The 25,293-nt window shown below is 72.6% G+C and carries 26 protein-coding genes; 12 read left to right on the plus strand and 14 right to left on the minus strand.

Annotated elements, in window-relative coordinates:
- From Dsi01nite_RS00005 to Dsi01nite_RS00015, 3 genes are all read left to right on the plus strand, one after another.
- Positions 1-219, plus strand: a 219-nt coding sequence (locus Dsi01nite_RS00005) for a hypothetical protein (RefSeq protein WP_203843851.1), incomplete at its 5' end; no start/stop codon positions are given.
- Between the two features lie 423 nt (positions 220-642).
- A complete protein-coding gene (locus tag Dsi01nite_RS00010; RefSeq protein ID WP_203843852.1) occupies positions 643-4,188 on the plus strand; it encodes a ThuA domain-containing protein in 3,546 nt (1,181 codons plus the stop codon).
- Positions 4,189-4,354: 166 nt separating this feature from the next.
- The gene (locus Dsi01nite_RS00015) at positions 4,355-4,783 is read left to right on the plus strand and encodes a Rieske (2Fe-2S) protein (protein ID WP_203843853.1); all 429 of its coding nucleotides are present in this window, start codon (positions 4,355-4,357) and stop codon (positions 4,781-4,783) included.
- 37 nt (positions 4,784-4,820) lie between these two features.
- Here the strand turns inward: Dsi01nite_RS00015 and Dsi01nite_RS00020 are convergent, their stop codons facing one another.
- The gene (locus Dsi01nite_RS00020) at positions 4,821-5,267 is read right to left on the minus strand and encodes a GNAT family N-acetyltransferase (RefSeq protein WP_203843854.1); all 447 of its coding nucleotides are present in this window, start codon (positions 5,265-5,267) and stop codon (positions 4,821-4,823) included.
- 72 nt (positions 5,268-5,339) lie between these two features.
- On the opposite strand from Dsi01nite_RS00020, the gene Dsi01nite_RS00025 reads away from it, so the two are divergent.
- A complete protein-coding gene (locus Dsi01nite_RS00025; RefSeq protein WP_239135570.1) occupies positions 5,340-6,533 on the plus strand; it encodes an MFS transporter in 1,194 nt (397 codons plus the stop codon).
- A gap of 8 nt (positions 6,534-6,541) precedes the next feature.
- Here Dsi01nite_RS00025 and Dsi01nite_RS00030 read toward each other — a convergent pair whose 3' ends face one another.
- The gene (locus tag Dsi01nite_RS00030; protein WP_203843855.1) at positions 6,542-7,222 is read right to left on the minus strand and encodes a hypothetical protein; all 681 of its coding nucleotides are present in this window, start codon (positions 7,220-7,222) and stop codon (positions 6,542-6,544) included.
- A gap of 201 nt (positions 7,223-7,423) precedes the next feature.
- Between Dsi01nite_RS00030 and Dsi01nite_RS00035 the strand changes: the two genes are divergently transcribed.
- Together Dsi01nite_RS00035 and Dsi01nite_RS00040 are read left to right on the plus strand one after the other, a co-directional pair.
- Entirely contained in the window at positions 7,424-8,143 is a 720-nt protein-coding gene (locus Dsi01nite_RS00035; RefSeq protein WP_203843856.1) for an ABC transporter ATP-binding protein, read from the plus strand.
- Positions 8,140-8,862 carry a DUF2705 family protein gene (locus Dsi01nite_RS00040; RefSeq protein WP_203843857.1) on the plus strand — a complete coding sequence of 241 codons (723 nt, stop codon included), beginning with the start codon at positions 8,140-8,142 and terminating at the stop codon, positions 8,860-8,862. Before Dsi01nite_RS00035 ends, Dsi01nite_RS00040 begins: the two co-directional genes overlap by 4 nt.
- 13 nt (positions 8,863-8,875) lie before the next feature.
- On the opposite strand, the gene Dsi01nite_RS00045 is transcribed toward Dsi01nite_RS00040, so the two are convergent.
- Both Dsi01nite_RS00045 and Dsi01nite_RS00050 read right to left on the minus strand, forming a co-directional pair.
- A complete protein-coding gene (locus tag Dsi01nite_RS00045; protein WP_203843858.1) occupies positions 8,876-9,541 on the minus strand; it encodes a response regulator transcription factor in 666 nt (221 codons plus the stop codon).
- Positions 9,538-10,686 carry a sensor histidine kinase gene (locus Dsi01nite_RS00050; RefSeq protein WP_203843859.1) on the minus strand — a complete coding sequence of 383 codons (1,149 nt, stop codon included), beginning with the start codon at positions 10,684-10,686 and terminating at the stop codon, positions 9,538-9,540. Before Dsi01nite_RS00050 ends, Dsi01nite_RS00045 begins: the two co-directional genes overlap by 4 nt.
- A 164-nt stretch (positions 10,687-10,850) precedes the next feature.
- Here Dsi01nite_RS00050 and Dsi01nite_RS00055 point away from each other — a divergent pair, with 164 nt between their 5' ends.
- Positions 10,851-11,252, plus strand: coding sequence for an ATP-binding protein (locus Dsi01nite_RS00055; RefSeq protein WP_203843860.1), 402 nt, complete (start codon positions 10,851-10,853; stop codon positions 11,250-11,252).
- Here the strand turns inward: Dsi01nite_RS00055 and Dsi01nite_RS00060 are convergent.
- A complete protein-coding gene (locus tag Dsi01nite_RS00060) occupies positions 11,249-11,608 on the minus strand; it encodes a hypothetical protein (RefSeq protein ID WP_203843861.1) in 360 nt (119 codons plus the stop codon). The genes Dsi01nite_RS00055 and Dsi01nite_RS00060 overlap by 4 nt on opposite strands.
- Positions 11,605-12,126, minus strand: a complete 522-nt coding sequence (locus Dsi01nite_RS00065) for a MarR family winged helix-turn-helix transcriptional regulator (protein WP_203843862.1) — start codon at positions 12,124-12,126, stop codon at positions 11,605-11,607. The genes Dsi01nite_RS00060 and Dsi01nite_RS00065 overlap by 4 nt, the downstream gene beginning before the upstream one ends.
- Positions 12,127-12,184: 58 nt before the next feature.
- On the opposite strand from Dsi01nite_RS00065, the gene Dsi01nite_RS00070 reads away from it, so the two are divergent.
- Positions 12,185-12,565 (plus strand): hypothetical protein, encoded by a 381-nt coding sequence (locus Dsi01nite_RS00070; RefSeq protein WP_203843863.1) that lies wholly within the window; start codon positions 12,185-12,187, stop codon positions 12,563-12,565.
- Positions 12,566-12,949: 384 nt separating this feature from the next.
- Here Dsi01nite_RS00070 and Dsi01nite_RS00075 read toward each other — a convergent pair whose 3' ends face one another.
- The 4 genes from Dsi01nite_RS00075 to Dsi01nite_RS00090 form a co-directional block, all read right to left on the minus strand.
- Complete coding sequence (locus Dsi01nite_RS00075) at positions 12,950-14,200, minus strand: condensation domain-containing protein (RefSeq protein ID WP_203843864.1); 1,251 nt, start codon at positions 14,198-14,200, stop codon at positions 12,950-12,952.
- A gap of 52 nt (positions 14,201-14,252) precedes the next feature.
- A complete protein-coding gene (locus Dsi01nite_RS00080) occupies positions 14,253-14,885 on the minus strand; it encodes an acVLRF1 family peptidyl-tRNA hydrolase (protein ID WP_203843865.1) in 633 nt (210 codons plus the stop codon).
- 102 nt (positions 14,886-14,987) lie between these two features.
- Positions 14,988-15,308 carry a hypothetical protein gene (locus Dsi01nite_RS00085; protein ID WP_203843866.1) on the minus strand — a complete coding sequence of 107 codons (321 nt, stop codon included), beginning with the start codon at positions 15,306-15,308 and terminating at the stop codon, positions 14,988-14,990.
- A 116-nt stretch (positions 15,309-15,424) separates the two neighbouring features.
- The gene (locus tag Dsi01nite_RS00090) at positions 15,425-16,543 is read right to left on the minus strand and encodes a sensor histidine kinase (RefSeq protein ID WP_203843867.1); all 1,119 of its coding nucleotides are present in this window, start codon (positions 16,541-16,543) and stop codon (positions 15,425-15,427) included.
- Between the two features lie 28 nt (positions 16,544-16,571).
- Here Dsi01nite_RS00090 and Dsi01nite_RS00095 point away from each other — a divergent pair, with 28 nt between their 5' ends.
- Entirely contained in the window at positions 16,572-17,195 is a 624-nt protein-coding gene (locus Dsi01nite_RS00095) for a response regulator (RefSeq protein WP_203843868.1), read from the plus strand.
- A 142-nt stretch (positions 17,196-17,337) separates the two neighbouring features.
- Positions 17,338-18,354 (plus strand): glycerophosphodiester phosphodiesterase family protein, encoded by a 1,017-nt coding sequence (locus tag Dsi01nite_RS00100; protein ID WP_203843869.1) that lies wholly within the window; start codon positions 17,338-17,340, stop codon positions 18,352-18,354.
- Here Dsi01nite_RS00100 and Dsi01nite_RS00105 read toward each other — a convergent pair.
- The 3 genes from Dsi01nite_RS00105 to Dsi01nite_RS00115 are packed head-to-tail and all read right to left on the minus strand — an operon-like array spanning position 18,335 to position 22,244.
- Positions 18,335-19,480: a zinc-binding dehydrogenase gene (locus tag Dsi01nite_RS00105; protein ID WP_203843870.1), complete on the minus strand. Its 1,146-nt coding sequence runs from the start codon at positions 19,478-19,480 to the stop codon at positions 18,335-18,337. The genes Dsi01nite_RS00100 and Dsi01nite_RS00105 overlap by 20 nt on opposite strands.
- On the minus strand, positions 19,477-20,955 hold the full coding sequence (locus tag Dsi01nite_RS00110; protein WP_203843871.1) for a flavin-containing monooxygenase: 1,479 nt from the start codon (positions 20,953-20,955) through the stop codon (positions 19,477-19,479). Before Dsi01nite_RS00110 ends, Dsi01nite_RS00105 begins: the two co-directional genes overlap by 4 nt.
- A complete protein-coding gene (locus Dsi01nite_RS00115; RefSeq protein WP_203843872.1) occupies positions 20,952-22,244 on the minus strand; it encodes a spinster family MFS transporter in 1,293 nt (430 codons plus the stop codon). Before Dsi01nite_RS00115 ends, Dsi01nite_RS00110 begins: the two co-directional genes overlap by 4 nt.
- A gap of 155 nt (positions 22,245-22,399) precedes the next feature.
- Between Dsi01nite_RS00115 and Dsi01nite_RS00120 the strand changes: the two genes are divergently transcribed.
- A complete protein-coding gene (locus Dsi01nite_RS00120; RefSeq protein ID WP_203843873.1) occupies positions 22,400-23,629 on the plus strand; it encodes a PucR family transcriptional regulator in 1,230 nt (409 codons plus the stop codon).
- 73 nt (positions 23,630-23,702) lie between these two features.
- Here Dsi01nite_RS00120 and rnhA read toward each other — a convergent pair whose 3' ends face one another.
- Positions 23,703-24,431 carry a ribonuclease HI gene (gene rnhA / locus Dsi01nite_RS58805; RefSeq protein ID WP_203843874.1) on the minus strand — a complete coding sequence of 243 codons (729 nt, stop codon included), beginning with the start codon at positions 24,429-24,431 and terminating at the stop codon, positions 23,703-23,705.
- Positions 24,432-24,529: 98 nt separating this feature from the next.
- Here rnhA and Dsi01nite_RS00130 point away from each other — a divergent pair, with 98 nt between their 5' ends.
- Positions 24,530-25,003: a macro domain-containing protein gene (locus Dsi01nite_RS00130; RefSeq protein ID WP_203843875.1), complete on the plus strand. Its 474-nt coding sequence runs from the start codon at positions 24,530-24,532 to the stop codon at positions 25,001-25,003.
- Positions 25,004-25,293: the final 290 nt, after the last annotated feature.

Consider the following 25,293-nt stretch of genomic DNA (forward strand, 5'->3'; position numbering starts at 1 on the left):
AAGATCAACAACGCGGCACTCATGGCCGCGACGACGGACGTGGTACGTCTCACGTGTGCTCCAATGGGGTGTGGCGCCTCGGCAAAACTTCGGAGCGTGAGCAGCGAGTTCGATGCCATGGCGATTTCTCATAACGGCGTGTCACCTCCGGGCATGACCGCGCCGACGATCGCAACCCCGAGCAGCACTGAAGGTAAGCAGCGGACTTCACATCGCTAGATCTTCCGGTGACACCTGCAGCACTTCTGCTGGATCAGACAAAAGATCGTGTCCGTCACGTTAAAGCTCCGAGCGCCGGCTGGCAATGACGTAATCCGATCAAGACGAAACAGCTACGAAACCGTGCTCTCCGCGCACAGAAATTGGCTCCAAAAAGCGTTATGAGCTGCCCGTCTGTTGTCCGTATTGACTTCAAAAGGTCCGCCGGAGCAGGCTTGGCGCCGCGAGCCATGACAGAAGAGCCCATCGATGTGACTCTTCGTCACGGCAGCTGACGCGTCCTCATCCGGTCGATGTCACTGTCCGTCGCGGCGGACGGCAGCGACTCGACCGGATCACCCACACGTCACTCAGCCCTGTCCACGGGTGGCGCTGCCGTGCGCCCATGGCCCGCATCGCGTTGTCCCGCCGAGAGGAAACGGCATGCGAAGAAGTACGTTGATCCTGGGCACGATCGTGGGGATGCTCCTCGCGATGGCGCTCGTCAAGCCCGCGGCGGCGGCGCCCGCCTTCCGCGCGCTGCTGTTCACCGGAACACTCGGGTATCGACATGATTCGATTCCCGCCGGTATCACCATGTTCCAGCAGCAGGCCGCCGCCAACAACTTCGAGGTCGTGCAGACCGAGGACCCGGCCGTCTTCACGACCGCCAACCTCGCCACCTACGACGTCCTCATCATGTTCCAGACCTCGGGCCTGGTGTTCACCACCGCCGCGCAGCGGTCCGCCGTCGAGGGCTTCCTGGCCAGCGGCCGAGGGATCGTCGCGATCCACAACGCCACCGACATGGGCATCGACACCGAATACCCGTGGTGGGACCAGACGGTCAACGCCGGCGCGCACATGCCGGCCCACTCCCCCGGCGTCCTGGCCGGCCAGGCCATCGTCGCCGACAAGGCCCACCCGTCCACGGCAGGCCTGCCGGACCGGTGGAACCGCAGCGAGGAGTGGTACAACTTCGACAAGAACCCGCGCGGCGACGTCCACGTGCTCGTGACCGCCGACGAACGCACCTACAACCCCGGCGGCTCCGCCATGGGCAGCGACCACCCGATCTCCTGGTGCCGCAACACCGGCGGCGGGCGGGTCTGGACCACCGCCATGGGCCACGCGATCGAGTCCTACAGCGAGACCAACTTCCGCAACCACGTCCTCGGTGGCGTGCGCTGGGCGGCCGGCAACCTCGCCGGCGACTGCGGCGGCACCGTCTGGGGCAACTTCGAGAAGCGCACCCTGGACGACAACACCGCCGACCCGATGGCCCTCGCCGTCGCGCCGGACGGGCGGGTCCTCTACGTGCAGCGGGCCGGGCAGGTGAAGATCTTCAAGCCCAGCACCAACACCACCGTCACCGCCGGCACCCTGAGCGTCTACACCGGCGGCGAGGACGGCCTCACCGGCCTGGCCCTGGACCCCGCGTTCGCCACCAACGGCTACGTGTACGTGTACCACTCGCCGGCCAGCAGCACGACCGACATCAACCGGGTGTCGCGGTACACGCTGAGCGGTGACACGCTCAACATGTCCAGCGGGGTCACCATCATCGACATCCCCGCCACCCGGGACCGCACGTCCCCGGAGCCCGGCCACACCGGCGGCTACATCGCCTTCGGGCCGGACGGCAACCTGTACATCGGCACCGGTGACGACGTCGCGCCGAACCTCGACAGCAACTGGCAGGGCTACGCCCCGCTGGACTGGCGGGCCGGCAAGGCATACCTCGACGCCGCACGCACCGCGGGCAACACGAACGACCTGCGGGGCAAGCTGCTGCGCATCCGTCCGGCCGCCGCCGGCGGGTACACCATCCCCAGCGGCAACCTCTATCCACAAGGGACGGCGCAGACGCGGGCCGAGGTCTACGCGATGGGCTTCCGCAACCCGTTCCGCTTCTCCATCGACCCCACCACCGGCTGGGTCCACCTCGCCGACTACGGCCCGGACCGGGGCCTGCCGACGACGAACCGCGGGCCCGAAGGTCTCGTGGAGCTCAACGTCATCAAGGCCGCCGGCAACTACGGCTGGCCGTTCTGCCACGGTGACAACCAGCCCTACGCGCCCTACAACCCGGACACCGGCGTCGTCGGCGCGAAGTTCAACTGCGCCGCGCCGGTCAACAACTCGCCCAACAACACCGGCCTGGTCAACCTGAAGCCCGTCGTCGCGCCGAACCTGTGGTACGGCTACGGCGCCTCGCCGAACTTCCCCGAGCTCGGCTCCGGTGGCTCGGCCCCGATGGGCGGCCCGGTCTACCGGTACAACGCCGCCAGCACGTCGTCGACGAAGTTCCCGCAGTACTACGACGGCGTGAGCTTCTTCTACGAGTGGTCGCGCAACTTCGTCAAGGAGGTCCACTTCGACAGCAGCACCGCCGTCACCCGGACCAACACGTTCCTGCCCGCCGGCAACTTCAACAAGCCGATGGACATGGAGTTCGGCACCGACGGATCGCTGTACCTGCTCGAATGGGGCTCCAGCTTCGGCGGCGGCAACAACGACTCCGGCCTCTACCGCATCGACTACGTCCAAGGTGGACGGTCGCCGATCGCCAAGGCCTCCGCCAATGTGACCAACGGCAACGCGCCGCTGAGCGTGCAGTTCTCCAGCGCCGGATCGCTCGACCCGGACCCCGGGAACACGATCAGCTACCTGTGGACGTTCGGTGACGGCACCACGTCGACGGCGGCGAACCCCGCCAAGACGTACTCCACCAACGGCAACTACACCGCCCAGCTGAAGGTCACCGACAACACCGGCAAGACCGGCTTCGCCAACGTGCAGATCACCGTCGGCAACACCGCGCCGACCGTCACGGTCAGCACTCCGGTCAACGGCGGCATGCTCAACTTCGGCGACCAGGTCTCCTACACGGTGACCGTCACCGACCCGGGTGGCGCGGCGATCGACTGCTCCAAGGTGTACGTCAACCCGGCGCTCGGCCACGACGACCACCTGCACGAGACGACCGAGTACCCCGGCTGCTCCGGCACCATCTCCACCGACCTGCTCGGCGGGCACCCTGACGGGGCGAACCTGTTCTACGCCCTCATCGCCCACTACACCGACAACGGCGGCGCGGGCGGCGCGGCCCCGCTGACCGGCTACGGCCAGGCCATCCTGCAGCCGAAGCACAAGCAGGCGGAGTACTTCACCGCCCAGTCCGGCATCCGGGTCATCGACCAGGCCGGGGCGGAGAGCACGAAGCGCATCGGGGACATCTCCAACAACGACTGGATCTCGTTCAACCCGATGAGCCTGCAGGGCATCACCAACGTCACCTACCGGGTGTCCACGCCGACCGGCGGCGGCTCCATCGAGCTGCGCGCCGACTCGCCGACCGGCACCCTGCTGGCGACGACGCCCATCGCCAGCACCGGCGGCTGGGACAACTACGCCAACACGGCGACGGTCAACACGGCCGCGCTGTCCGGCACGCACACGCTGTACATGGTGTTCAAGAACAGTGCGAACAACGGCTTCGACCTGGACTCGTTCACCTTCGGCGGGGCCGGTGTCGGCACCCCGAACACCGGCGGCGTGGCGGGCAAGACGTGGACGCTGACCGCCCAGCACAGCGGCAAGAACGTCGACGTCAACGGCGTGTCGACCGCTGACGAGGCCCAGATCATCCAGTGGGCCCCGACCGGTGGCAACAACCAGAAGTGGCAGGCCGTCGACGCCGGTGGCGGCGCGGTCTACCTGAAGGCCGTGCACAGCGGCAAGTGCCTCGACATCATCGGCTCCTCGACCGTCAACGGCGCCTTCCTGCAGCAGTTCACCTGCAACAACGGCAACAACCAGAAGTTCATCGTGACCCCGACCGGCACGTCCGGCGTCTACACGGTGAAGAACGTCAACAGCAACCTGTGCGTGGACGTCAACGGCAACTCCACCGCCGACGGCGCCCGCCTGCTGCAGTGGACCTGCCACGGCGGCACCAACCAGCAGTGGCGCTTCACGCTCGCCTGACCCTCTGACCTGACCCTTTGACAAGGTGCCGGTCCCCGCAACGACGCGGGGGCCGGCACCTGCCTTAACAGGCCCTCAAAGGCAATGAAAGAAACGGCAATTCATTGCCATCGATGCTCCTTCTGCGTACCGTGCGGGGTCGGTACACGACGGAAGGAGCTCAATCATGTCTGTACGTTGGTGCGCGGGCAGACGCGCACTCCTGGTGGGCGCCGGCGCCGCCGGTCTGCTCACGGCGTGCGGGGACGATCCCGCACCGCCCTCCACCGCGGCACCCCAGCAGGCGGCGACCACGGCGACCATCCCCTCCCCTGCGGCCAGCCTCGCCAGCACGTCGGACGTCCCGGTCGGCGGTGGGACCATCGTCGGTGACGTCCTGGTCGTCCAGCCCGTCGCCGGCACCTTCAAGGCGTACAACGCCGCCTGCCCCCACAAGGGCGTCAAGGTGAGTCCGCCGAAGGACGGCGTCGCGACGTGCCCGGCGCACAACTCGACCTTCGCCATCGCCGACGGCGCACGGATGAGCGGCCCGGCGACCACTGGCCTCAAGGAGATCGCGATCAAGGTCGACGGCAGCCAGATCGAGCCGGCCTGAGCCGTTCAGGCTCCCCGCACAGCGTCGTGCGGGCCCGTCATTCCAGTGGAAGTTTCATTCCCTCATGGCTGGCGACGAACCCCAGTCGCTCGTAGAACCGATGCGCATCGGGCCGCCGCTTGTCGGTGGTGAGCTGCACGAGCGCGCAGCCGCGCAGCCGGGCCCGGTCCACGACCCACATCATGAGTCGTGCGCCGAGACCGTGGCCCCTCCGGTCCGCGCGGACCCTGACCGACTCCACGAGCGCCCGCTCGGCGCCGTGCCGACCCAGCCCTGGGATGTAGGTCACCTGTAGGCACGCGACGACCGCACCGCCGTCGTCGGCGACGATGAGCTGGTTGCGCGGGTCCTCGGTGACGGCCGCGAACGCCCGCTCGTACGCCTCGTCGACCACCGGGGCGTCCCGGGCCTTGCCGAGGATGTCGTCGGCGAGCAGCGCCACAATCGCGGGCAGGTCGTCGTGGACGGCTTCGCGGAACTGCACAAGCTGATGCTAAACGCCGGGCGGTGCAGGAGAATCGGCGGGACCACCCCCGCCGTCCCCTGGAGTGCCGCCGTGCCGCAACGCAGTGTCCTCGTGCGGGCGCGGGTCGCGACCGCGCTGCTGTTCCTGCTCTTCGGGATCACGCTCGGGGCGTGGACCGTGCGGATCCCGGCGATCAAGCGGGACCTGTCGCTCGACGACGGCGGGCTGAGCATCGCGCTGCTGGCGTTCGCCGCCGGGGCGATCACCGGGATGCAGCTGACCGGGCGGCTGGTGGACCGGTTCGGCAGCCGGCGGGTGATGCTGCCGGTCGCGTTCGCCGAGGGTCTGGTGCTGATCCCGCCCGCGTACGCGCCGAACCTGGCGACCCTCGCCGCCGCGCTGTTCGTGTTCGGAGCGGTGCACGGCACCCTGAACATCGCGATGAACGCGCACGCGATCGAGGTGCAGCGGGCCTGGCAGCGGCCGATCATGTCGTCGTTCCACGCGGTGTACAGCATCGGCGGCTTCATCGGCGCGAGCGCCGGCGGCCTGTTCGCGCACGCCGGCGTCGGGCCGCGCACCACGTTCACGGCCGTCGGCGGCACGATGCTGGCCTTCGCCGCCTGGTCCGCGTGGTGGGCGCTGCCCCGGACCGCACCCGCACCGCGGAGCACCGAGCCGTCCGGTCAGGACGGGCCGGTGCGGGGGGTGCTGTTCCTCGGCGTCCTGGTCTGCTGCGCGCTCGTGGGTGAGGGCGCCGCCGCCGACTGGAGCGCCGTGTACCTCCGCGACAACCTGCACAGCTCGGCCGGCTTCGCGGCGGCCGCGTTCGCCGCGTTCTCCGTGGCGATGACGGTCACCCGGCTCTTCGGCGACCGGCTCACCACCAGGTTCGGACCGGTCCTGCTCGTCCGGGCCAGCGGCCTGCTCGCCGCCGGCGGGCTCGGCGCGGCGCTGCTCATCGACGCGCCGCCGGCCGGCGTCGCCGGGTTCGCGTGCCTGGGCGCCGGCATGGCGCTCATCGCCCCGCAGGTGTATTCGGCCGCCGGCGACCGCAACCCGGACGCGGCGGGGCGCGCCCTCGCCCGGGTCGTCGGCATCGGCTACCTCGGCTTCCTGCTCGGCCCGGTCGTCATCGGCGGCGCCAGCAAGGCCGTCGGGCTGCCCGGCGCGCTGGCCATCCCGGTCGTGCTGTCGCTCTTCGTCGCCGCCACCGCCCCCGCGCTGCGCCCCCGCCGCCCGTCGCCGACCAACCCGGCAGACCTGACCACGACCATTTCCTGAGACGCGCGTCAGGCCCCAGGTGCTCCGCGCGGGCCGCGGGTCAGGAGGTACCCCGACGTCGCTAGGACGAACGCGGCCAGGGTCAGGAAGCTCACGAACCGCACCGTCCACAGTGGCCCGTGCGCGTCGCCGGCGATCGGGAAGGCCGCGCCGGCGACCAGGAGGGCCGCGGCGAGCCAGCCCAGGCCGGCGATGACGCCGGGGCCGGCGGCGTGGCGGACCAGGGTCGCGGCGGACGCGGCGAACACCGCCGCCGGCAGGCCGATGAGGGCGATGCCGGCGCTGTTGGCGTAGAGCAGCGCCGCCACCGTCGAGTCGTCGAGCCGGGTGTCGCCGCGGGCCATCGCGACGGCGTCGAGGAAGGACGTGGCGACGCCGCCGACCGTCACCAGCCCCACCACGCCGGCCGCGGTCAGCGGCGACCACCACGGCGCCGGGCGGTCCACAGTGGACAGGGCGCGGGGCAGCAGGACGCCGAATGGCAGGAGCAGCAGCATGAACGCGCAGCCGGCGACGAGGTCGCCGACCAGGTACTGCCGCCCGGCGGTGTGGAAGAAGTCGCGCACCTGCGCGACCGGGGCGCCAGCGGGTGGCGGCTCGCCCTGCAGGACGGCGGCACCGACGATGAACAGCACGAACCAGCCGATGCCGAGCAGGCCGACCCAGCGGCCGTCGGAGAGTCTTCGCATGGGCTCCATGCTGGTCGTCGCAGGCCGCCGGCGCGTCGTACCACGGTCCACACGGGACACTCATCCTCCCGTGGTACACCTGGGGGCGCCGGCTCAGCCGCGCGGTGGAGTCGGGGAGCAGGGAGTGCGACGGCCGCGGTACCGGCGGACCGGTCCCCCGGCCTGACGACCCGCGGCGGGATCCGGGCCACGATGCGAGACATGACAACTGCCATCAGTACCCGGGGGCTGACGAAACGGTACGGCGCCCGGACGGTCGTGGATCACCTCGACCTGGACGTGCCGGCGGGCGTGGTCGCCGGGTTCGTCGGCCCGAACGGCGCCGGCAAGACCACGACGCTGCGGATGCTGCTGGGCCTGGTGCGGCCCGACGCCGGCACCGGCAGCGTGAACGGCGTGCCGCTCACCCAGCCGGCCGGGTACCTGCCGCGGGTGGGCGCGCTGATCGAGAGCCCGGCGTTCTACCCGGGCCTGTCCGGCGCGCGGAACCTCGCCGTCCAGGCGACCCTCGGCGGCCTCGACCCGGCCGGCATCCCGGCGGTGCTGGAGCGGGTCGGGCTCGCGGCGAGAGGGGCGAGCTCGTATCAGAGCTACTCCCTCGGCATGCGGCAACGCCTCGGCATCGCGGCGGCCCTGCTCGGCGACCCCGCGCTGGTCGTCCTCGACGAGCCGACCAACGGGCTCGACCCCGCCGGCATCCGCGAGATGCGCGGGATCGTGCGGTCCATCAACCAGGACGGCCGGACCGTCCTGGTCTCCTCGCACCTGCTCGCCGAGGTCGAACAGGTCTGCGACTGGCTGATCGTCATCGGCGAGGGCCGGCGGCTGTTCCAGGGCCCGACCCGGGACCTGCTCGCCGGTGGCGGCGACCTCGAGGAGCACTACCTGAGCATGTTCACATCCACGGAGGGAACGTCATGACCCGAACGTTCACGGCCGAACTGATGAAGCTGCGCCGGCCCCGCGTGCTGTACGGCGCGCTCGGCGCCCTGATCGGCTGCACGATCCTGGTGACGGTGCTGACGTTCGCCACCGCCCCGACCCCGCCGGAGCGGCTCACGGCCGGGTTCACCAACGCGTCCCGGCTCGTCGGCGTCGTCGTCCTGGTCGTGTTCCTCACCGGCGTCACCACCGAATACGGGCTGGGCACCCTGCGGACGTTGCTGCTGCGCCAGCCGTTGCGGGACCGGCTCCTCGCCGGCAAGGCGCTCGCCCTGGTCGTGTGCACCGCCGGCGCGCTGCTCGTCGCGCTCGCCGTGAGCGTGGCCTCCGCCGCGGTCGTCACCGCCGCCCGTGGCACGCCGACCGGGCCGTGGCTGGCCGACGCCGCGACCGGCTACGCCAACGCGCTCCTCGCCGCCCTGAGTTACGGCGCGATCGGGCTCGCGCTCGGGGTGCTGCTGCGCTCGACCGCCGTCGCCGTCGGGGTCGCGCTGTTCTGGTTCATCATGGTCGAGAACATCGCGGACCACACCTGGCCGGCCGCCGGGCACGTGCTGCCGGGCCTGCTCGCGGGCGCGGTCACCGGCATCCCCGGCAGCGTCCCCTACAGCCACGGGCTCGCCGGCGTGCTGGTGTACATCGCGCTCGCGGTCACGGCCGGTTTCATCGCATTCTCCCGCCGCGACGTGAGCAACTGAGAATCTAAGCGGCTCAGGTCATCCAGCCCGGCCGGATCAGGCCCGTCTCGTACGCCATGATGACCAGCTGCGCGCGATCCCTGACGCGCAGCTTGGTCATCGCGCGGCTGATGTGGGTCTTCGCCGTCGCCAGGCTCACGAACAGCCGCGCGGCGATCTCGTCGTTGGTCAGCCCCTGCGCGGCCAGCAGCATGACCTGCCGCTCCCGGTCGGTGAGCGCGGTGAGCGCCTCGGCCGGCCGGGAGACCTTGGCCCGCGACGCGAACTCCTCGACCAACCGCCGGGTGACGCTGGGCGCGAGCATCGAGTCACCGGCGGCGACCACCTGGATCGCGCGGATCAGGTCGTCGGGCTCGTTGTCCTTGAGCACGAACCCGCTCGCGCCGGCCCGCAGCGCGTCGAACACGTACTCGTCGATCTCGAACGTGGTGAGGATGAGGACCTTCACCGCGTCCAGCCGCGGGTCGGCGGCGATGCGCCGGGTCGCCTCGAGGCCGTCCATCACCGGCATCCGCACGTCCATGAGCACCACGTGCGGCCGCAGCTCCGCCGCCGTGCGCACCGCCGCCTCGCCGTCGCCGACCTCGGCGACCACGTCGATCCCGCCGCCGTCCTGCAGCAGCGCCCGCAGCCCGGCACGCATCAGCGCCTGGTCATCGGCGAGCACGACCCGGATCACGTCGGGCTCCGGTACGGCAGCCGCGCATGCACCCTGAACCCGCCCCCGGACTGGCGGCCGGCCTCGAACGACCCGTGCAGCCCCGCCGCCCGTTCCCGCATCCCGGCGATGCCGTCCCCGTCGCCGGCCGGTCCGTTGGCCGGGCCCTCGTCGAGCACGGTGACGGCGACCGCCTCGTCGTCATACGCGATCCGCAGTGTGGCGGTCCCGGCGGCGGAGTGGCGGCGCACGTTGGTGACGGCCTCCTGCACGATCCGGTACGCCGCGAGGTCCACCGCGGTCGGCAGCTGCCGCGGCGGGCCGTCGACGGTCTTCGTCACCCGCAGGCCGGCCTCGTCCGAGCGGGCCAGCAGCTCGTCGAGCTGGCCCAGCCCGGCGCTCGGCCGCCGCGGCACCTCGGTGTCCTGGCGCAGCACGGCGAGCGCGGCCCGCAGGTCGTCCAGGGTCTCCCGGCTGACCTCCTTGATCGCCGCGACCGACGCGCGGGCCTGCTCCGGGTCCCGGTCGAACAGCCGCAGCGCCACGTTCGCCTGCACGTTCACCAGCGACACGTGGTGCGCGAGGACGTCGTGCAGGTCGCGGGCCACCCGGAGCCGTTCCTCGCTGACCCGCCGCCGCTGCTCGGCGACGCCGGCCCGCCGCGCCTCGGCCCGGCGTTCCTCGGTGACCCGCACCGCCTCACCGGCGGCGAGCAGCAGGCACAGCACCGCGGCGATCGCCACGACCGCGACGGGTCCCGGTGTCTCCTGCCGGCCGACCACGGCGCTGACGAGCAGGTACGCCGGCAGGCCGAGCGCCGTCACCAGCCACGCCGTGCGCCGCCGGCCGGCCGCCACGGTGACCACCGTCGCGACGGCGAGGCTCAGCGCGGCCGGCCCGAACCGGTAGTTCAGCGTGTAGTACGCGGCCGTCGCGGCGAAGTTGCCGGCCAGCACCGCCCCGGGCGCGCGGTGCCAGGCATACAGCAGCAGCGGCCCGGCGGCGAGCAGCGCGACCGCGATGAGATCGACGGGCCGCCGCTCGGTGACCCGCTGCGCGGCGGCGACGGTCGTGGCGATCTGCAGGGCACCGATGAGCGCCGGCAGCCATGGCCGCCGGCACCACCGGTCCCACCGCCCCCCGATGACCACCCGGCTCTGGTCCACCCGCCCAGCCTAGGGACGCCGGACCCGCCGGTCGTCATCCTCAGGACCGGTCGGCCGCTACCACGGCGGGCGTACCCGGGCGCCGCCGGCTACGCCACTGGTTGAAGGAGGGCCCGGTGGGTATCAGGACATCGAACCCAGTGCACCGAGGCGGTCTGAGGATCATGACCAATCACCAGCTCGTGTGGCGGCCCACCGACGGCGGGAACGTCGCGGTCGTCGGCCGCGCCCGCCGCTGGCTGGGTGCTGCCCTGCCGAGACTCGTCGGCCGCCGGTCGCGCGGTCACCTGCACGACGACACCGAACTGCTGCTGTGCGAGCTCGTCACGAACGCGGTCGTGCACGCGGGCGGCGTCACCGCCGTGCGGCTGGGCCTCGACGAGGAGACGCTGCGCGTCACGGTCTGCGACCACGTCACGGCGCCGCCGGTGACCCGTCACGCCGCCCCGGACGCCGACCACGGCCGCGGGCTCGCACTGGTCGAGGCGCTCGCCACCCGCTGGGGCGTCGACCGGGCGCAGCCGGCGACGGGCAAATGCGTCTGGCTCGAGCTGCCCACCCGCTAGCCGACGGCCGGTCGGAGTGCCTGCCACGGGGTCGCGTCGAAGATGAGCGTGATCGACGTGATCAGCCCGCCGGCGAGGCGGAAGTGCTCGGCGGTGCGCTGCGTGCCGACCGGCGTCGCGGTGTGCACGTCGTAGACGAGCGTCGCTTCCTCGGCACCGTACAGCTCGCTGCGCAGGTCGACGCCGGTGACGACGCGCAGGAAGTCGGGCAGGCCGGCGAGATGCCCGGCCGCGTCGTCGAACCGCAGCATCGGGCTCTCGAACCGGAACGGCGTCCCGGTCAACGCGACCGCAGCCGCGACGTCGCCACTGAACCGAGCGTCGTGATAGGCCCGCACTACATCGATGGTCTTCATCGTTCTCGCACTCCTCGCACACCTAGGACGAGCCGGAGGCACAGGTCACGCAACTGCGACGCCTCGGCGGGGTCGAACCCGGCGAACACGGCCGCCATCGCCGCCCGGGTCGGCGCCCGGAACGCGTCCAGCCAGGCCAGCCCCTCCGCGGTCGCGACGGCCCGCACCGACCGCCGGTCCGCCGGGTCCGGCACGCGCCGCACCAGACCCTCCCGCTCGAGGGTGTCGACGAGCCCGGTGACGTTGCGGGGCGTGACGCCGAGCGCCTGCGCGAGCTCACCGAGCGGCAGGCCGCCGTCGCCGCCGGCGCGCAACCGCAGGAGCAGGTCGAACCCGCCGGCACTGAGCCCGCGCCCACCGGTGCCGGCGGACCGCAGGTGCTCGATCGCCGCCGCCGCGGACCGCACCGCCGCGGCCGCCTCGAGCAACGGCAGCACATCACCGCCGCCGACCTCTTCCAGTGCCGCCCGCGTCCCGGGGTCGAACAGCCGCCCGTCGTCATCAGTTACGTACTGCACAATGAAGTACTACAGCAATTCCAGGCGGTGCGCAACGCGCCTGCACTACCCTGTCCCGGTGGGATACGACTTCGCCGCCGAAGATGCCGGCACCAGCTACCGCCTCAACGACTGGCAGATGGGTCACGTCCGGCTCGTCATGCTGGAGGCGGGCGCCGTCGCCGGCGACGGCCTGGCCCGGCTGTTCGGCAACGAACGGTTCGCGCCCTCCGCCGACACCGTCCCGGTGGGCCACTTCAGCTCCAACGACGGCTGGCAGGTGACCGCGGCGCAGTGCGCCTTCATCGCCGCCCGGCTGCGTGCCGCCCTCGACGCCGACCTGATCGGCGACATGGCCCTGTTCTACTACGACCAGCCGACACAGCTGCGCGACTGGGTCGAGGAGTTCGCCGCCTTCAACGAGCAGGCCACGGCGCAGGGCGGCTACCGCGTCTCGTAAGGGTGAGACTTCAGGGCATGGCTCCGGTCCGCCGTGGGCACGACCGCCGCTCCCGTCAGCCACCGGTCGGCCGTGAACGGCCTCCCTGCCAGGTCCGCGCACAGTTGCGCGGACACGGCCTGCGGCCGTGAACAAGCCCGCGGCCGCGAACGGCCGCGACGCGACCTGCGGCCGCGACCACCCGAACCGGGACACCACCCCGGCCACAGCCAAAGCCCCGCGGAGGACGTCAACCGCAACCGGACGCTGACCTCGCCTAACCCGCACGGAGGACGTCGACCGCAACCGGCACTGACGTCGCCTATCCCGCGCGGAGCGCGACCGGGCGCTGACGTCGCCTATCCCGCACGGAGGGCGTGGACCGCGACCGGACGCTGACGTCGCCTAACCCGCGCGGCCGCCGGCGACCAGGGACTCCATGGTGCGCACGACGGTCTCCGCGTCGGTGCGGGACAGGAACGCGGTGTCCACGTCGACGGTGAGGACCAGCGCGCCGGGCTCGTCGTCGATGTGCAGGAACAGCGGCTCCGTCGGCCCGGTCGACGCGCCGACCCACTCGAACACGCCGTCGCCGGGCGACGCGTCGGGGGCGGCCGCGCGGCGGGTGCGGCGGTCGTTGTAGCAGACGGTGCGGGTGACGTCGGTGTCCGAGCCGGCGAGCAGCTCCGCGAGCCGCAACGGGTTGTAGTACGCGTGCTTCTGCGCGGCCAGGGACGCCCGGGCGACCCGGCCGAGCGCCTCGTCCAGCGGGCCGGACACGTCGGCGACGCACAGGCCGAGCTGCGCCAGGGGGCTGACCACCTCGGCGAGGCCCGCACGGAACCGGTTGCTCACCAGCTGCCGGACCGCGACCTCGCCGGTGCCCGTGACCTGACCGACGGCCATCATGAACGCGGTCGACAGGATCGTCGCCGGGTCGACGCCGGTCCGGGCGGCGACGGCACCGACCGCGACCGCCATCGCCGGAGAGGTGAACCGCGCCTTCGGGAACCGCTGCCGGTCCGGCTCCAGCACCGGGGACAGCACCGCCACCGACGGCAGGTGCCGCTCCCAGTGCCGCACGGCGGCGGCGCTGCAGCGGTCGCCGGACGGGGAGCGCTGCCACGCGGCCAGTTCGAGCGGCTGCGGGCCCGTGACCGGGGTCGCGACGCGGGCGGTGGCCTCGGCGACCATGACCCCGGCACCGATCGCGTCGGTCACCAGGTGCGGCATGATCGCGACGAGCCGCTCGGGACGGCCGTCGCGGCAGACGACGGCGGCGCGCAGCGGCCAGTCCTCGACGAGGTCGGGCTGGGCGGTCCGGAACCCGTGCTCGACCTCGGCGGCGAACGCCGTCGGGTCGTCGGACTCGTACACCTCGACGGCCAGCGTCCCGGCGGCATGCACCTCCTGCAGCGGCCCGTCGTGGCGCAGCCTGGTCCGGAACGACTGATAGCGCTCCAGCGAATACCGCAGCTCGGCGACCACGTCGGCGACGGTGGCGCCCGGCGCGACCGGCTGATGCCCGCCCATCGCCAGCCACGACCGCTCGCGCTCCATGGTCATCAGCATGGACTGCTGTCCCCAGGTCAGCTCCGCGACGCCGCTGCCCTCGCCGCGGAACGCGACGTCGATCCGATCCACCACGTCAACCATCGACGAACCACTCTCGTGAGGAGGGGGCGCGACCCAGGACAGCGTAGCGCCCCTACGGCACCAGATGGATGCGGATCTTTCTCGCCGTGACCGCCGCGTCCTCCAGGACGTTGAGCCGCGGCTCGGGCACCTCGAGCAGGTGCGGGTGCCGCAGCGCCGCGATCCGCTCCAGCCGCGGGTCCTCCAGCACCAGGTCGATCATGGCCCGGTCCCCGCCGCACACGAGCGCGGCGAGATCGGTGTGGCCGGACAGGATCCGGGCGGCGATGTCGGCCGTCTCGTCGACGGCGGCGTCGGTCTGGTTGCCGCGGCGGCGGGCGTACCGCTGCTGCGACCACCCACCGGCGGCGGTGCGCCCCTGCACGTAGAACCGTTCGACCTTGGACGTCTCGAGCGTGGTGCCGTCGGCGACCCCGACCGCCGCCGCCCCCCGCCGCACGAGCAGCAGCCCGATCCGCGGCGGTTTCGCGATGCCCTGCAGCAGCCCGTCGATGTCGGTCACCCCGTCCAGCCCCGGCGACGGGTGCAGGGTGGCGGTGTCGCCGTTGCTGGCCCCGGTGAGGGTCAGGGCGTCCTCGGTCGCACCGTTGTGCCGGCCGTAGAACCCGTCGAGCCACCCCTTGAGCCGCTCCGGGGAGATCTCGACCCACCGTCCCCCGCCGGCCGCGGGCCGCGCCTTCACCATGCCGCCCAGTCTGCCCCTTCCACCCCGCGAACGCCCGGCCTGTCCTGCCACCCGACCGACAAACGGCCGACGACCCGGACCGCGCGGCAGTCAGGGCGGCAGTCAGGGATGGGCGAACAGCAGTGGCACGAGGACCACGACGCCGACGATCGCGACGGAGGACAGGACGCCGCGCCAGGTGCGCAGGAACCGCCGGAGCTGGCGGCGCCACCCGCCGCGCCGGGGACGTGGGCTCGGCTCGTCCCGGGTGCCGGCGAAGATCTCCAGCCAGAGCCCGCCGAGCAGCGCGACCGGCGACGCGACCGCCACGACGACCAGCCGGGGCCCGGTCAGTGGCGGCATGTTGTTGACGACGATCGCGGTCAGCGCGGCCACCAGCACGGCGACGGCAAGCTGCGCGACGGCACGCAACCGTCCCTGCACGCCACCTCCCTGTGTCGCCCCACAGCGTAGGTGGCCGCCCGCACCGCAGGCACCCGCTTCACCCTGACGCGTGAACGCCTCCCCCGTGAACGCCTCCCCCGTGAACCGCAGCCCGCTCAATCGCCTCCCGCTGGCACGCCCGGCCCGTCATCGGGGTGCGGCCGGTGCTCGAACGACGCCATCACCTGCCAGCCGCCGTCCCGCGGCCCGTAGCGCAGCGTCCCACCGGCGGCGAGGACGTCGGCTTCGAGGCTGCGCAGCCCGTACCCCCCACCGCCGGCCGAACCGATCGCGCCTGCGGCAGGCGGGCGGCGGCTGGTCAGGCGCAGGGTCCAGCGGTCACCGTCGCGATCGACGGCGGCAAGCAGGCGGGTCCCGGGCCCGTCGTGCCGCAGCGCGTTGGTGGCGACCTCCCCCACCAGCCGGAACGCCACGTCGTGCAGGCCCGCCGGCAGGGCGGCGAGGTCCCCGGTCAGGGCCGGCGGCACCGACAACCCGGCGTCCCGCAGCGCGTCGAGCCGCTCGGCGAGGGCGGCCGCGGTGTCCCGCTGGGCCTCCTCCGCCAGGGCGAGGCGGACCTCGGCGAGGGCGTCCCGGCCGGCCCGCAGCACGGTGTCGAGGCGGTGCTCGTCGGCCGGTGCTAGCCGGGCGGTCGCCCGCAATGCCTCGCCCTGCACCAGCATGACCGTCATCGTGTGGGCGAGGCTGTCGTGCAGCCGCCGGGCCAGCCGCTCGCGGGAGCCGGCCGTGGCCGCCGCCTGCTCGGCGAGGCGCCGCTCCAGGCGCAGCCCGGCGATCGAGGCGCGCTCCCGGAGGTGCTCGCCGCGTTCGACGCCGGCGAGCCAGGTGACGGTCAGCGCCACGGCCGCCAGCAGGCCACCCTCGACCGGGCCGCGCCGGATCGCCCCGGCCACCGTGACCAGCACCGTGGCCGCGCCGCACACGCCCCACCGCACCGCGGGAGAGCGCTGCGTCGCCGCGCCGTACACGGCCAGCGACACCGGCAGGTACCCCACGGCGCGGCCCATGCCGAGCAACGAGTGCGCCGCGGTCGCCACGCTGATCACGGCGAGCACGGTGCCGGGCGCGCGGCGGCGCCACACCAGCGGCACCAGCTGCGCCACCGCGAGCGGCACGCTGATCACCGTGCCGGACAGGACGTACAGCGTGACCAGGGTCGCGTAGAGCGCCAGGTCGATCGCGATCCGCCAGTGCGCGCGAAGCACGGCCGGCATCGCGTTCCCCCTGACTATCATCGGCCGGGTGATCCGGCTCGCCATCGTCGACGACCAGGCCCTCGTCCGCGAAGGTCTCGCCCTGATCCTCGGCGCGGAGCCCGACATCGAGGTGGTCGCCGGGTTCACCGACGGCGCCGAGCTCCTGCGCGACCCGGTGCGGGCCGATCTCATCCTGCTGGATCTGTACCTGCCCGGCGCCGACGGGGTCACGACGATGCGCGAGCTACGGGCCAGGCAGCCCGCGGTGAAGGTGCTGATGCTGACGACCGTGGGCAGCGCCGCCGACATCCAGCGGGCCCTGACCGCCGGGGCCGACGGGTTCGTGCTCAAGGACGCGACCGGCGCCGAGCTCGCGGCGGCGGTGCGGGGCGCGCACGCCGGGGTGCGGCCGCTGAGCGCGTCCGCCGCCGAGCTGCTGTGGCCGCGGCGGCCGGCCCAAGCCGGGCGCGGCCCCGACCTGAGCACGCTCACGCCCCGCGAGCGGGAGGTCCTGGACCTGCTCGGGCAGGGCATGGGCAACCGGGAGATCGCCGCCGAGCTCGACCTGGCGGAGCGGACCGTCAAGACCCACGTCAGCAACGTCCTGGCCAAACTGGACGTGGCCAGCCGCACCCAGGCCGCCCTGCTCGCCCGCAACCTGCTCCAGTGATCCGGAAGACCTTGTGCACCCTGACTACACAAGGTCTTCCGGATCATGAGGGCAGCCCGCGACACGACCGGGACCAAAGGGCCGGTCGGGCTACGTCCTTCGCCGCTTCCCGCCGCCCGCGGCGCCCTGCCAGGCTGCCACGGTGCCCACTGACCCACAGGCCCCGCCGACCCCGCCGGCCCGGGCCCGCCGATGGCCTCGGCGCGTCGCCGTCACCCTGGCTGTCGTGCTCGTCGGCGGCGCCGGCCTGTACCTGCGCAACAGCTCGACGATCGCCGGACGCGAGGAAGGGCAGCGGCCGTTCCTGCTCGCGCACCGCGGGATCGCGCAGACGTTCGACCTGGCCGGCGTCACCGCCGACACCTGCACCGCCAGGATCATCCATCCGCCGCAGGTGCCGCACCTGGAGAACACGCTGCCGTCGCTGCGGGCGGCGTTCGACGCGGGCGCCGACCAGGCCGAGATCGACGTGCAGCTGACCCGCGACGGCCAGCTCGCCGTCTTCCACGACGCCACGCTCGACTGCCGCACCGACGGCACCGGCACCGTCGGCGAGCACACCATGGACGAGTTGCGGCGGCTCGACATCGGTTACGGGTACACCAGCGACAACGGAACCTCCTTCCCGCTGCGCGGATCCGGGGTCGGGCTGCTGCCGACCGTGGCGGAGGTGTTCGCCGCGCTGCCCGGCCGGGCGTTCAAGGTGGACCTCAAACGCGACCAGCAGGCCGACGGCGACGCCCTCGCCGACTTCCTCGGGACGCTGCCCGCGGACCGGCTCGCCACGGTCACGGTCACCGGCGGCGACACCGCCGTCGCGGCCGTGCGACGGCGGCTGCCGCAGGTGCGGACCGCGTCACGGGCGACCATCAAGTCCTGCCTCATCGACTACGCGGGCATCGGCTGGACCGGGCACGTCCCGGACAGCTGCCGGCACCTGGAGCTGCCGCTGCCGGCCCGCTACGGCCGGTGGCTGTGGGGCTGGCCGAACCTGTTCGTGGCCCGGATGCGCGGCGTCGACACCCGGGTCGTGCTGGTCCGCGGCGAGGGCGAGTGGTCGGCGGGCTTCGACACGCCCGCCGACCTCGCCGAGCTGCCCGACGGTTGGACCGGCGGGATCTGGACCAACCGCGTCGACGTCATCGCCCAGGATCGATGAGGATCTTCGCGTGCACCTCCGGGTCGGACAGGGCCGTGAACGCGTCCGCGACCCCGGCCAGCCCGACGTGGCCCGTGACGATGTGGGCCACCGCGAGCCTGCCGGCGGCCAGGGCGTGGAGGGTGTCGCGAAACTCCAGCGGCGTGTACCCCACGACGAACCGCACGTCGAGCTCCTTGTTCACCGCCAGCGCCGGCCGGAACGTGTCGGCGCCCATGCAGACCCCGACGACGACGATCCGCGCGTGCAGCGGCGCCGCGGCCAGGACGCCGTCGATCATCCCGGGCACGCCAACACACTCGAACACCACGGGACGCCTCGGGCTGGTCGCGCCGACCTTGTCGAGGACCCGCCAGGCCGCCCACCACGGCACCGGCAGCCGCGCCAGCCCTTCCATGGCGTCGATGCCGGCGGTGTACTCGGCGGGCATGCCCGTCACGAAACCGCGCCCACCGATCGCCTCCCACGGCGAACCGGTGGCCGGGTCGACCACGACGTCGGCGCCGCACCGCTGCGCCAGGGCGCGCCGGGCCGCGGAGTAGTCGCTGGCGACGACCGTGGCGACGCCGCGGGCCTTCAGCACGGCGATGACGGCGAGCCCGACCGGCCCGCAGCCGAGCACGACCGCGACGTCCTTGCGCGTCACCTCGCCCCGGTTCACGGCGTGCCAGGCGACGGCGAGGGGTTCGGTGAGCGCGGCGAGGTCCGGCGCCAGCCCGTTCGGCACCGGCATGGTCAGCGACTCCTGGACCACGACGTGCTCGGCGTACCCGCCGGGGGCGTGCTCCGACAGGCCGATGCCGTCCACCTGGCCGTCGCGGCGTACCAGCGGAACGGCGACGACGGCAGTGCCCGGACGGAGCCGGCCGGCCGTCGCGGGGCCCCGCTCCACGACCTGGCCGTAGATCTCGTGGCCCAGCACCACCCGCTGCCCGGACCGCAGATACCGCGGATAGCCGCAGACGTCGAGCACGTCGGCGAGTTCGTCGCCGTGCCGGCGGGCGTGCAGGTCCGAGCCGCAGATGCCGCACCGCCGGACCTCGACGAGCAGCTGGCCGGGGCCGGGCCGCGGGGTGGGCAGGTCGGCGAGTTCGAGCCGGCCGCCGGTCAGGGTCACCGCCTTCATCGGGTCTCCCCCGCGCCCGTCAGGTCGTAGGCCAGCGGTCGCCAGCGGACGGCCTTGCGGCGGAACCGGAACGTCCAGTCGGGGTAGATCGTCGCGTTGCGGCCGTTGGCATCCTGGTAGAAGGTGCGGCAGCCGCCCAGTTCCCAAACGGTCCTGGCCAGTTTGCGGTCGATTTCGGAGTTGTACGCGTCGTGCACGTCCCGCCGCACCTCGATCGCCGTGGCACCGGCCCGGTCCAGCGCGACGACGGCGTTCTTCACGTGCTCGGCCTGCGCCTCGATCATGTAGACCATCGAGCTGTGCCCGAGACCGGAGTTGGGGCCGAGCAGCATGAAGAAGTTCGGGAAGCCGGGAATCGCCACGCCCAGATACGCGCGGGGCGAGCCCGCCCACACGTCGCTGAGCAGCGCGCCGTCCCGGCCTCGGACCTTGCCGGCGAACGGGATGTCGGTGACGTGGAAGCCGGTCCCGAAAACGATGACGTCGACGTCGCGCTCCACCCCGTCGGCGTCCACGACGCTGTGCTCGCGGATCTCGCGCAGCGCCAGCGGCACCAGCTCGACGTTGGGCCGCTGCAGCGCCGGATACCAGTCGTTGGACGGCACGATCCGTTTGCACCCCAACGTGTAGTCGGGGGTGACGGCGCGGCGCAGACCTGGGTTGGCGACCTGCCGCTCCAGGTGCTTGCGCGCGACGCCTTCGAGCAGCCGCATCAGCCGTGGGTACTTGGCCATGCCGAGGACCAGCAGCTCCTTGCCGGCGTACACCTTGCCGCGCTCGAGCTTCTGCCGCCACGGCCGGCTACGAAATCGATCCCGTTCGGCGTCGCTGATCGGCCGCTTGTCGTGCGGCGTGATCCACGGCGCGCTGCGCTGGAACACGTACAGCGTGCCCGCCTGCCTGGCGAGGTGCGGCACGTACTGGATCGCCGAGGCGCCGGTGCCGACGGACGCGACCCGCTTGCCGGTGAGGTCGGCGCCGTGATCCCAGCGCGCCGAGTGCATCATCGTGCCGCGGAACCGCTCGATGCCCGGCACGTCCGGCAGTTTCGGCTCGGTCAGCGGTCCCATGGCGCTCACCAGCACCTGCGCCGTCCACGTCCCGTGGTTCGTGGTGACGTGCCAGCGCTGTCCGTCCTCGTCCCACCTGGCCTCCTCGACCTCGACCCCGGTGCGCAGATGCGGGCGCAGGCCGAACTGTTCGACGCAGCGCCGCAGGTACAAGCGGATCTCCGGCTGGGGAGAGTAGGTGGAGGACCAGTCGGGGTTGGGCGCGAACGAGAACGAGTACAGGTGCGATGGCACGTCACAGGTGCAGCCCGGGTAGGTGTTGGACTGCCAGACCCCGCCGGTGTCGGGTTCGCGTTCGAGGATGACGAAATCGGTTTCGCCCGCCGTCCGCAGCGCCCGGCCCAGCGCGATGCCGGAGAACCCGCCGCCGACGACGATGACCGTCGCATGCTGTTCCTCCGTCATGCCTGGGCCCCGGCCAGCATCGCGTCGCGGTCGGTGTGGACGAAGCGGGCGGCGAGCAGCATCCCGGCCGCCGCGACGGCGAGGGCCAGCGGCACGGCGATCAGCATCGCGGTCTTGAGCCCCTGCGCCTCGGCCGCCGCCCCGCCGGCGTTTCCGCCGGCCAGGGCGTCGGAGACGATGCCGACCACGATCGGGCCGCCCGCGCCGCCGAGCAGGTAGCCGACCGCGCCCATCAGCCCGATCGCGCCGGATCGCTGCGCGGGCCGGATCACGTCGGCCATGACCGGGACGGCCGCGGCGAGGTAGATGACACCGAGCAGGTAGCCGAGGCTCAGGAACAGCACCAGCTGCCACAACGCGTCCCGGCCCGCGGCGAGACCGGCCGCGGTCAGCACCGCGGCCCCGGCCAGGCTGAGCACGGCCACCTGGACCCGCGCCGTCGGTGACCGTCGGGCCGCCGCGTCGAGGGTACGACCACCGATGAGCAGCCCGACCAGACCCGTGATACCGATGACGACCCCACCCACGGCGCCGGCCTGCACCAGGTCGAGGCCGTAGTACCGCTGCAGCACCGGGGTGAGGAACGTCCCGATGGCGTACGCGGCGAAGTTGTATCCGGCGAACGCGAGGATCAGCCCGTACACCGACCTCACCTTCCACACGCTCGGGCCTTTCGTGGTGGCCTCCACGCTCACCGGCTCGGCGGCGCCCCGCTCCGGTTCCCGGATGCGCAGGACGAGGAGCGCGACGACGATCCCGGGCACGGCGGCGATGAGGAACGGCGCCCGCCAACTGTCGAACGCGACGGCGAGGCCACCGGCGGTGAAGAACGCCAGCAGCGTGCCGATCGGGAAGCCCAGCATGAACACGGCGTTGGCCCGGGAGCGGCGTTCGCTCGGGTACAGGTCCGACAGCAGCGAACCGGTCGCCGGCGCGTAGCTGGACTCGCCCACACCGACCCCGACCCGCGAAGCGAGGAAGCCCCAGAAGCTGGTCAGTACCCCACCCGCGGCGGTGAACACACTCCAGGCGAACAGACCCCATCCCGCCACGGTCCGGCGCGGGATCCGGTCCGCCAGCCGCCCGAGCGGCACCCCGGCGATCGCCGCGACGAGCACGAACGCCGACGCGAGGATGCCGACCTGGGTGTCGTCGAGCCCGTACTCCTCCTTGATCGGCTCCAGCACGACCGCGGGCAACGCCCGGTCGTAGAAGTTCAGGAGGTTGCCGGCGAACAACAGCGCGAGCACATACGCCGCCGATGACCGCTCCTTGACCGGACCTGCCACCTGAGCCGCCTTTCACTGGATGGCGTACGCAACAAATGCCGCCATGAGGTGCATCACAGTGTGGCGGCGCAGCGGCAGCGCAGCTACGGCGTGCAAACCAAGCTCGATGCCCCGACTTTGTTCTGGGATACAAAGTCGTGCCCTACGCTGGACCGATGACCAGCCCGTTCCCCGCTGCGTGGCCGGCCCGTCGCGGCATGCCGGACCTCGCCACCCTCGACGAGCCGACCCGCCGCACCATCGCCAGGGCCGTCGAGCTGCTGCGCGCCAAACAGGACGCGTTCGGCCACCGGTTCCTCAAGCTCGCCCGCGACCACCTCCCCGGCTACCGCGTCCTCACCGACGAGGAGATCCGCGCCACCGCCCAGCTGTTCATGGACACCCTGGTGTCGGAGCTGTCCTTCCTGCGCGTCCCCGACGGCGCGCTGCGGGAACTGCTCAACCGGTTCGCCGTCGAGCGGGGCGCCCGCGGCATCCCGCCCGAGGTCCTGGCGGCCGGATACCAGATGGGCTCCCGGGAGATGCTCACCCTCCTCGACGAGGTCGGCCTCGAGGTCGGGCTGCCCGCGGACCTGCTGCTCGCCGTGCACGACAGCACCTGGGAGTTCTCCAACGAGGCATCGTCGGTCTTCGCCCGCGTCCAGCACGACCTCGCCCTGGAACGCGCCCACTTCGACGCCGAACGCCGCTCCACCTTCGCCGCCGGCGTCCTCAGCGGCGCCTTCCCCGCCGAGCAGATCAACCGCGACGCCCACCTGTTCGGCCTGGACCCCCGGGCGCGCCACGTCCCCCTCGCCGCCCGAGCGCCGTCGCCCGCCTCCCCGGACGGCGCCGACGCCATCCGCCGCGGCATCGCCGCGGCGCTGCGCATGCCGGCGGACCGGCTGCTCTTCGCCGAGATCGGCACCTGCCTGGGCTTCATCGCCCCCGCGACACCCGACCATCTCACCGGTCACCTCGTCGCCGCCGGCCCGCCGACCGTGCTCGACCAGTTGCCCGACGGCTTCCAGGAGGCGGTGCTCGCCCTCGCCACCGCCGAGCAGTTCCGCCAGTCGGGCCTGGTCCGCCTCGCCGACCTCGGCCCGCGCCCCCTCGTCCTGTCCAGCACCCGCATCGCCGCCGGCCTGGCCGCCCGCCACCTGCACGCCCTGGACGCCCCGGCCCGGGCGACCACCGACATCGAGGAGACCACCCGCGTCTACCTCGAATGCGACCAGCAGGTCCGCGAGGTCGCCCAGCGCCTCGCCGTGCACCAGAACACCGTGCGGTACCGGGTGCACCGCTTCGAGGAGCTCACCGGCCTCGACCTGCACCACACCGAAGACCTCGTCACCGCCTGGTGGCTCCTGAACCGCCGCCGCCCACCCACCGCCCCGTTGTCCTGATCACGGAATGACGCAGCGGCACCGCAGCAGACGCATCAAGGGCCCGCTCTTGCGGCACCTCCCGCACGACCCCCTACGAACCGTGGACCGCGCAGCGTCCCCCACCGGTCGCCACCCCGCACGGCGTCCCACGCTTGGTGGGCGCGCCGCACAGCACGGCCGGATCGTGGACGTGACACAGCCCGGACGGCCGCGCCGCGATCGGGCACGGCTTGCCGGACTTCGTCGTGGACCGGCAAAGCCCGCCATCACCAGGAGAAGCCGGCCGCACCGCAGCGGGCCGCAACGCAGCGGGCCGCGGCATCGCGGCGGGCCGCGGCATCGCGGCGGGCCGCGGCATCGCGGCGGGCACCTCGGCCACGCCCACCGCCTCCCGCAACCCCCGCGCCGCGAGCCGGTCGGCACGCTCGTTCTCCACGTGCCCCGCATGCCCCTTGACCCAGTGCCAGGCGACCTCGTGCCGCCCGACCGCGGCGTCCAGCTGCCGCCACAGGTCCTCGTTCTTGACGGGCTCGCCGGCAGCGGTGCGCCAACCGTTGCGCTTCCACTTCGCGACCCACGACATGATGCCGTTGCGGACGTACGTGCTGTCGGTGTGCAGGTCGACGACCGACGCCCGGGTCAACGCGTCCAGGGCCCGGATCGGCGCCGTCAGCTCCATCCGGTTGTTCGTCGTCGGGGTGGCCTCACCGCCGCAGAGTTCCTTCTCCACCTCGCCGTAGCGCAGCAACGCCCCCCACCCGCCGGGGCCGGGATTGCCGCTGCAGGCGCCATCGGTCCAGATCTCCACCCGGGACGTCATCCAGCGAACCTACGCCACGAACCCCGGTCCGGTTCGCGAAGGTCACCGGGACAGTCTGCCCGACGATTTCTGTCGTACCCCGCTGGCATGCTGTCGCCATGACCCCGTTGACGATCATCAAAGGCGACGCGACCAGCCCGCAGGCACGCGGACCAAAAATCATCGCCCACGTCTGCAACGACCAGGGCCACTGGGGCGCCGGATTCGTCCTTGCCGTGTCGCGGCGCTGGCCTGAGCCGGAGCGGGACTACCGGCGGTGGCATCGGGAACGCGCCGGCAACGACTTCGCCCTGGGCGCGGTGCGCCTCCTGGAGGTCCAGCCGTCGGTGTGGGTCGCCAACATGATCGGGCAGCACGGGATCAAGACGGGCAGTTCCGGCCCACCGGTCCGTTATGAGGCGATCGGCCGTGCCCTGACGACGGTCGGCGACCGGGCCCTGGAGCTCGATGCGTCGGTGCACATGCCGAGGATCGGTTGCGGACTCGCCGGCGGCCGCTGGGACAGCGTCGAGCCGCTCGTGGTTTCGGCGTTGAGCGGTCGCGACGTGCCCGTGACGGTCTATGACCTGTGATTTCGTTGGCGCGTGGTGGGCGAGGTGAGCCCGCCCTCTGACGTGCCCCTCACCGAGGGGTGACCGGCTGCCGCGGCGGCGACCTGGATGGGCCGCCGCCGCGGGATGCCGCCCGCCCGGGTCATTGGCGTGGCGTGGTCGCCAGCGGCGCGGTCATGAACGAGACCACCACCGGGACGTCGGCAACCGCCGTGCCCGTCGACGTGGCGGGCTCGATCACCGCGGGCGGTGTCGCGGCCGGCGTCGCCACGGGCACGGGTGGCGCGGGCGCGGGTGGCGCGGGCACGGGT

Source organism: Dactylosporangium siamense, assembly GCF_016862795.1.
Lineage (GTDB): Bacteria > Actinomycetota > Actinomycetes > Mycobacteriales > Micromonosporaceae > Dactylosporangium > Dactylosporangium siamense.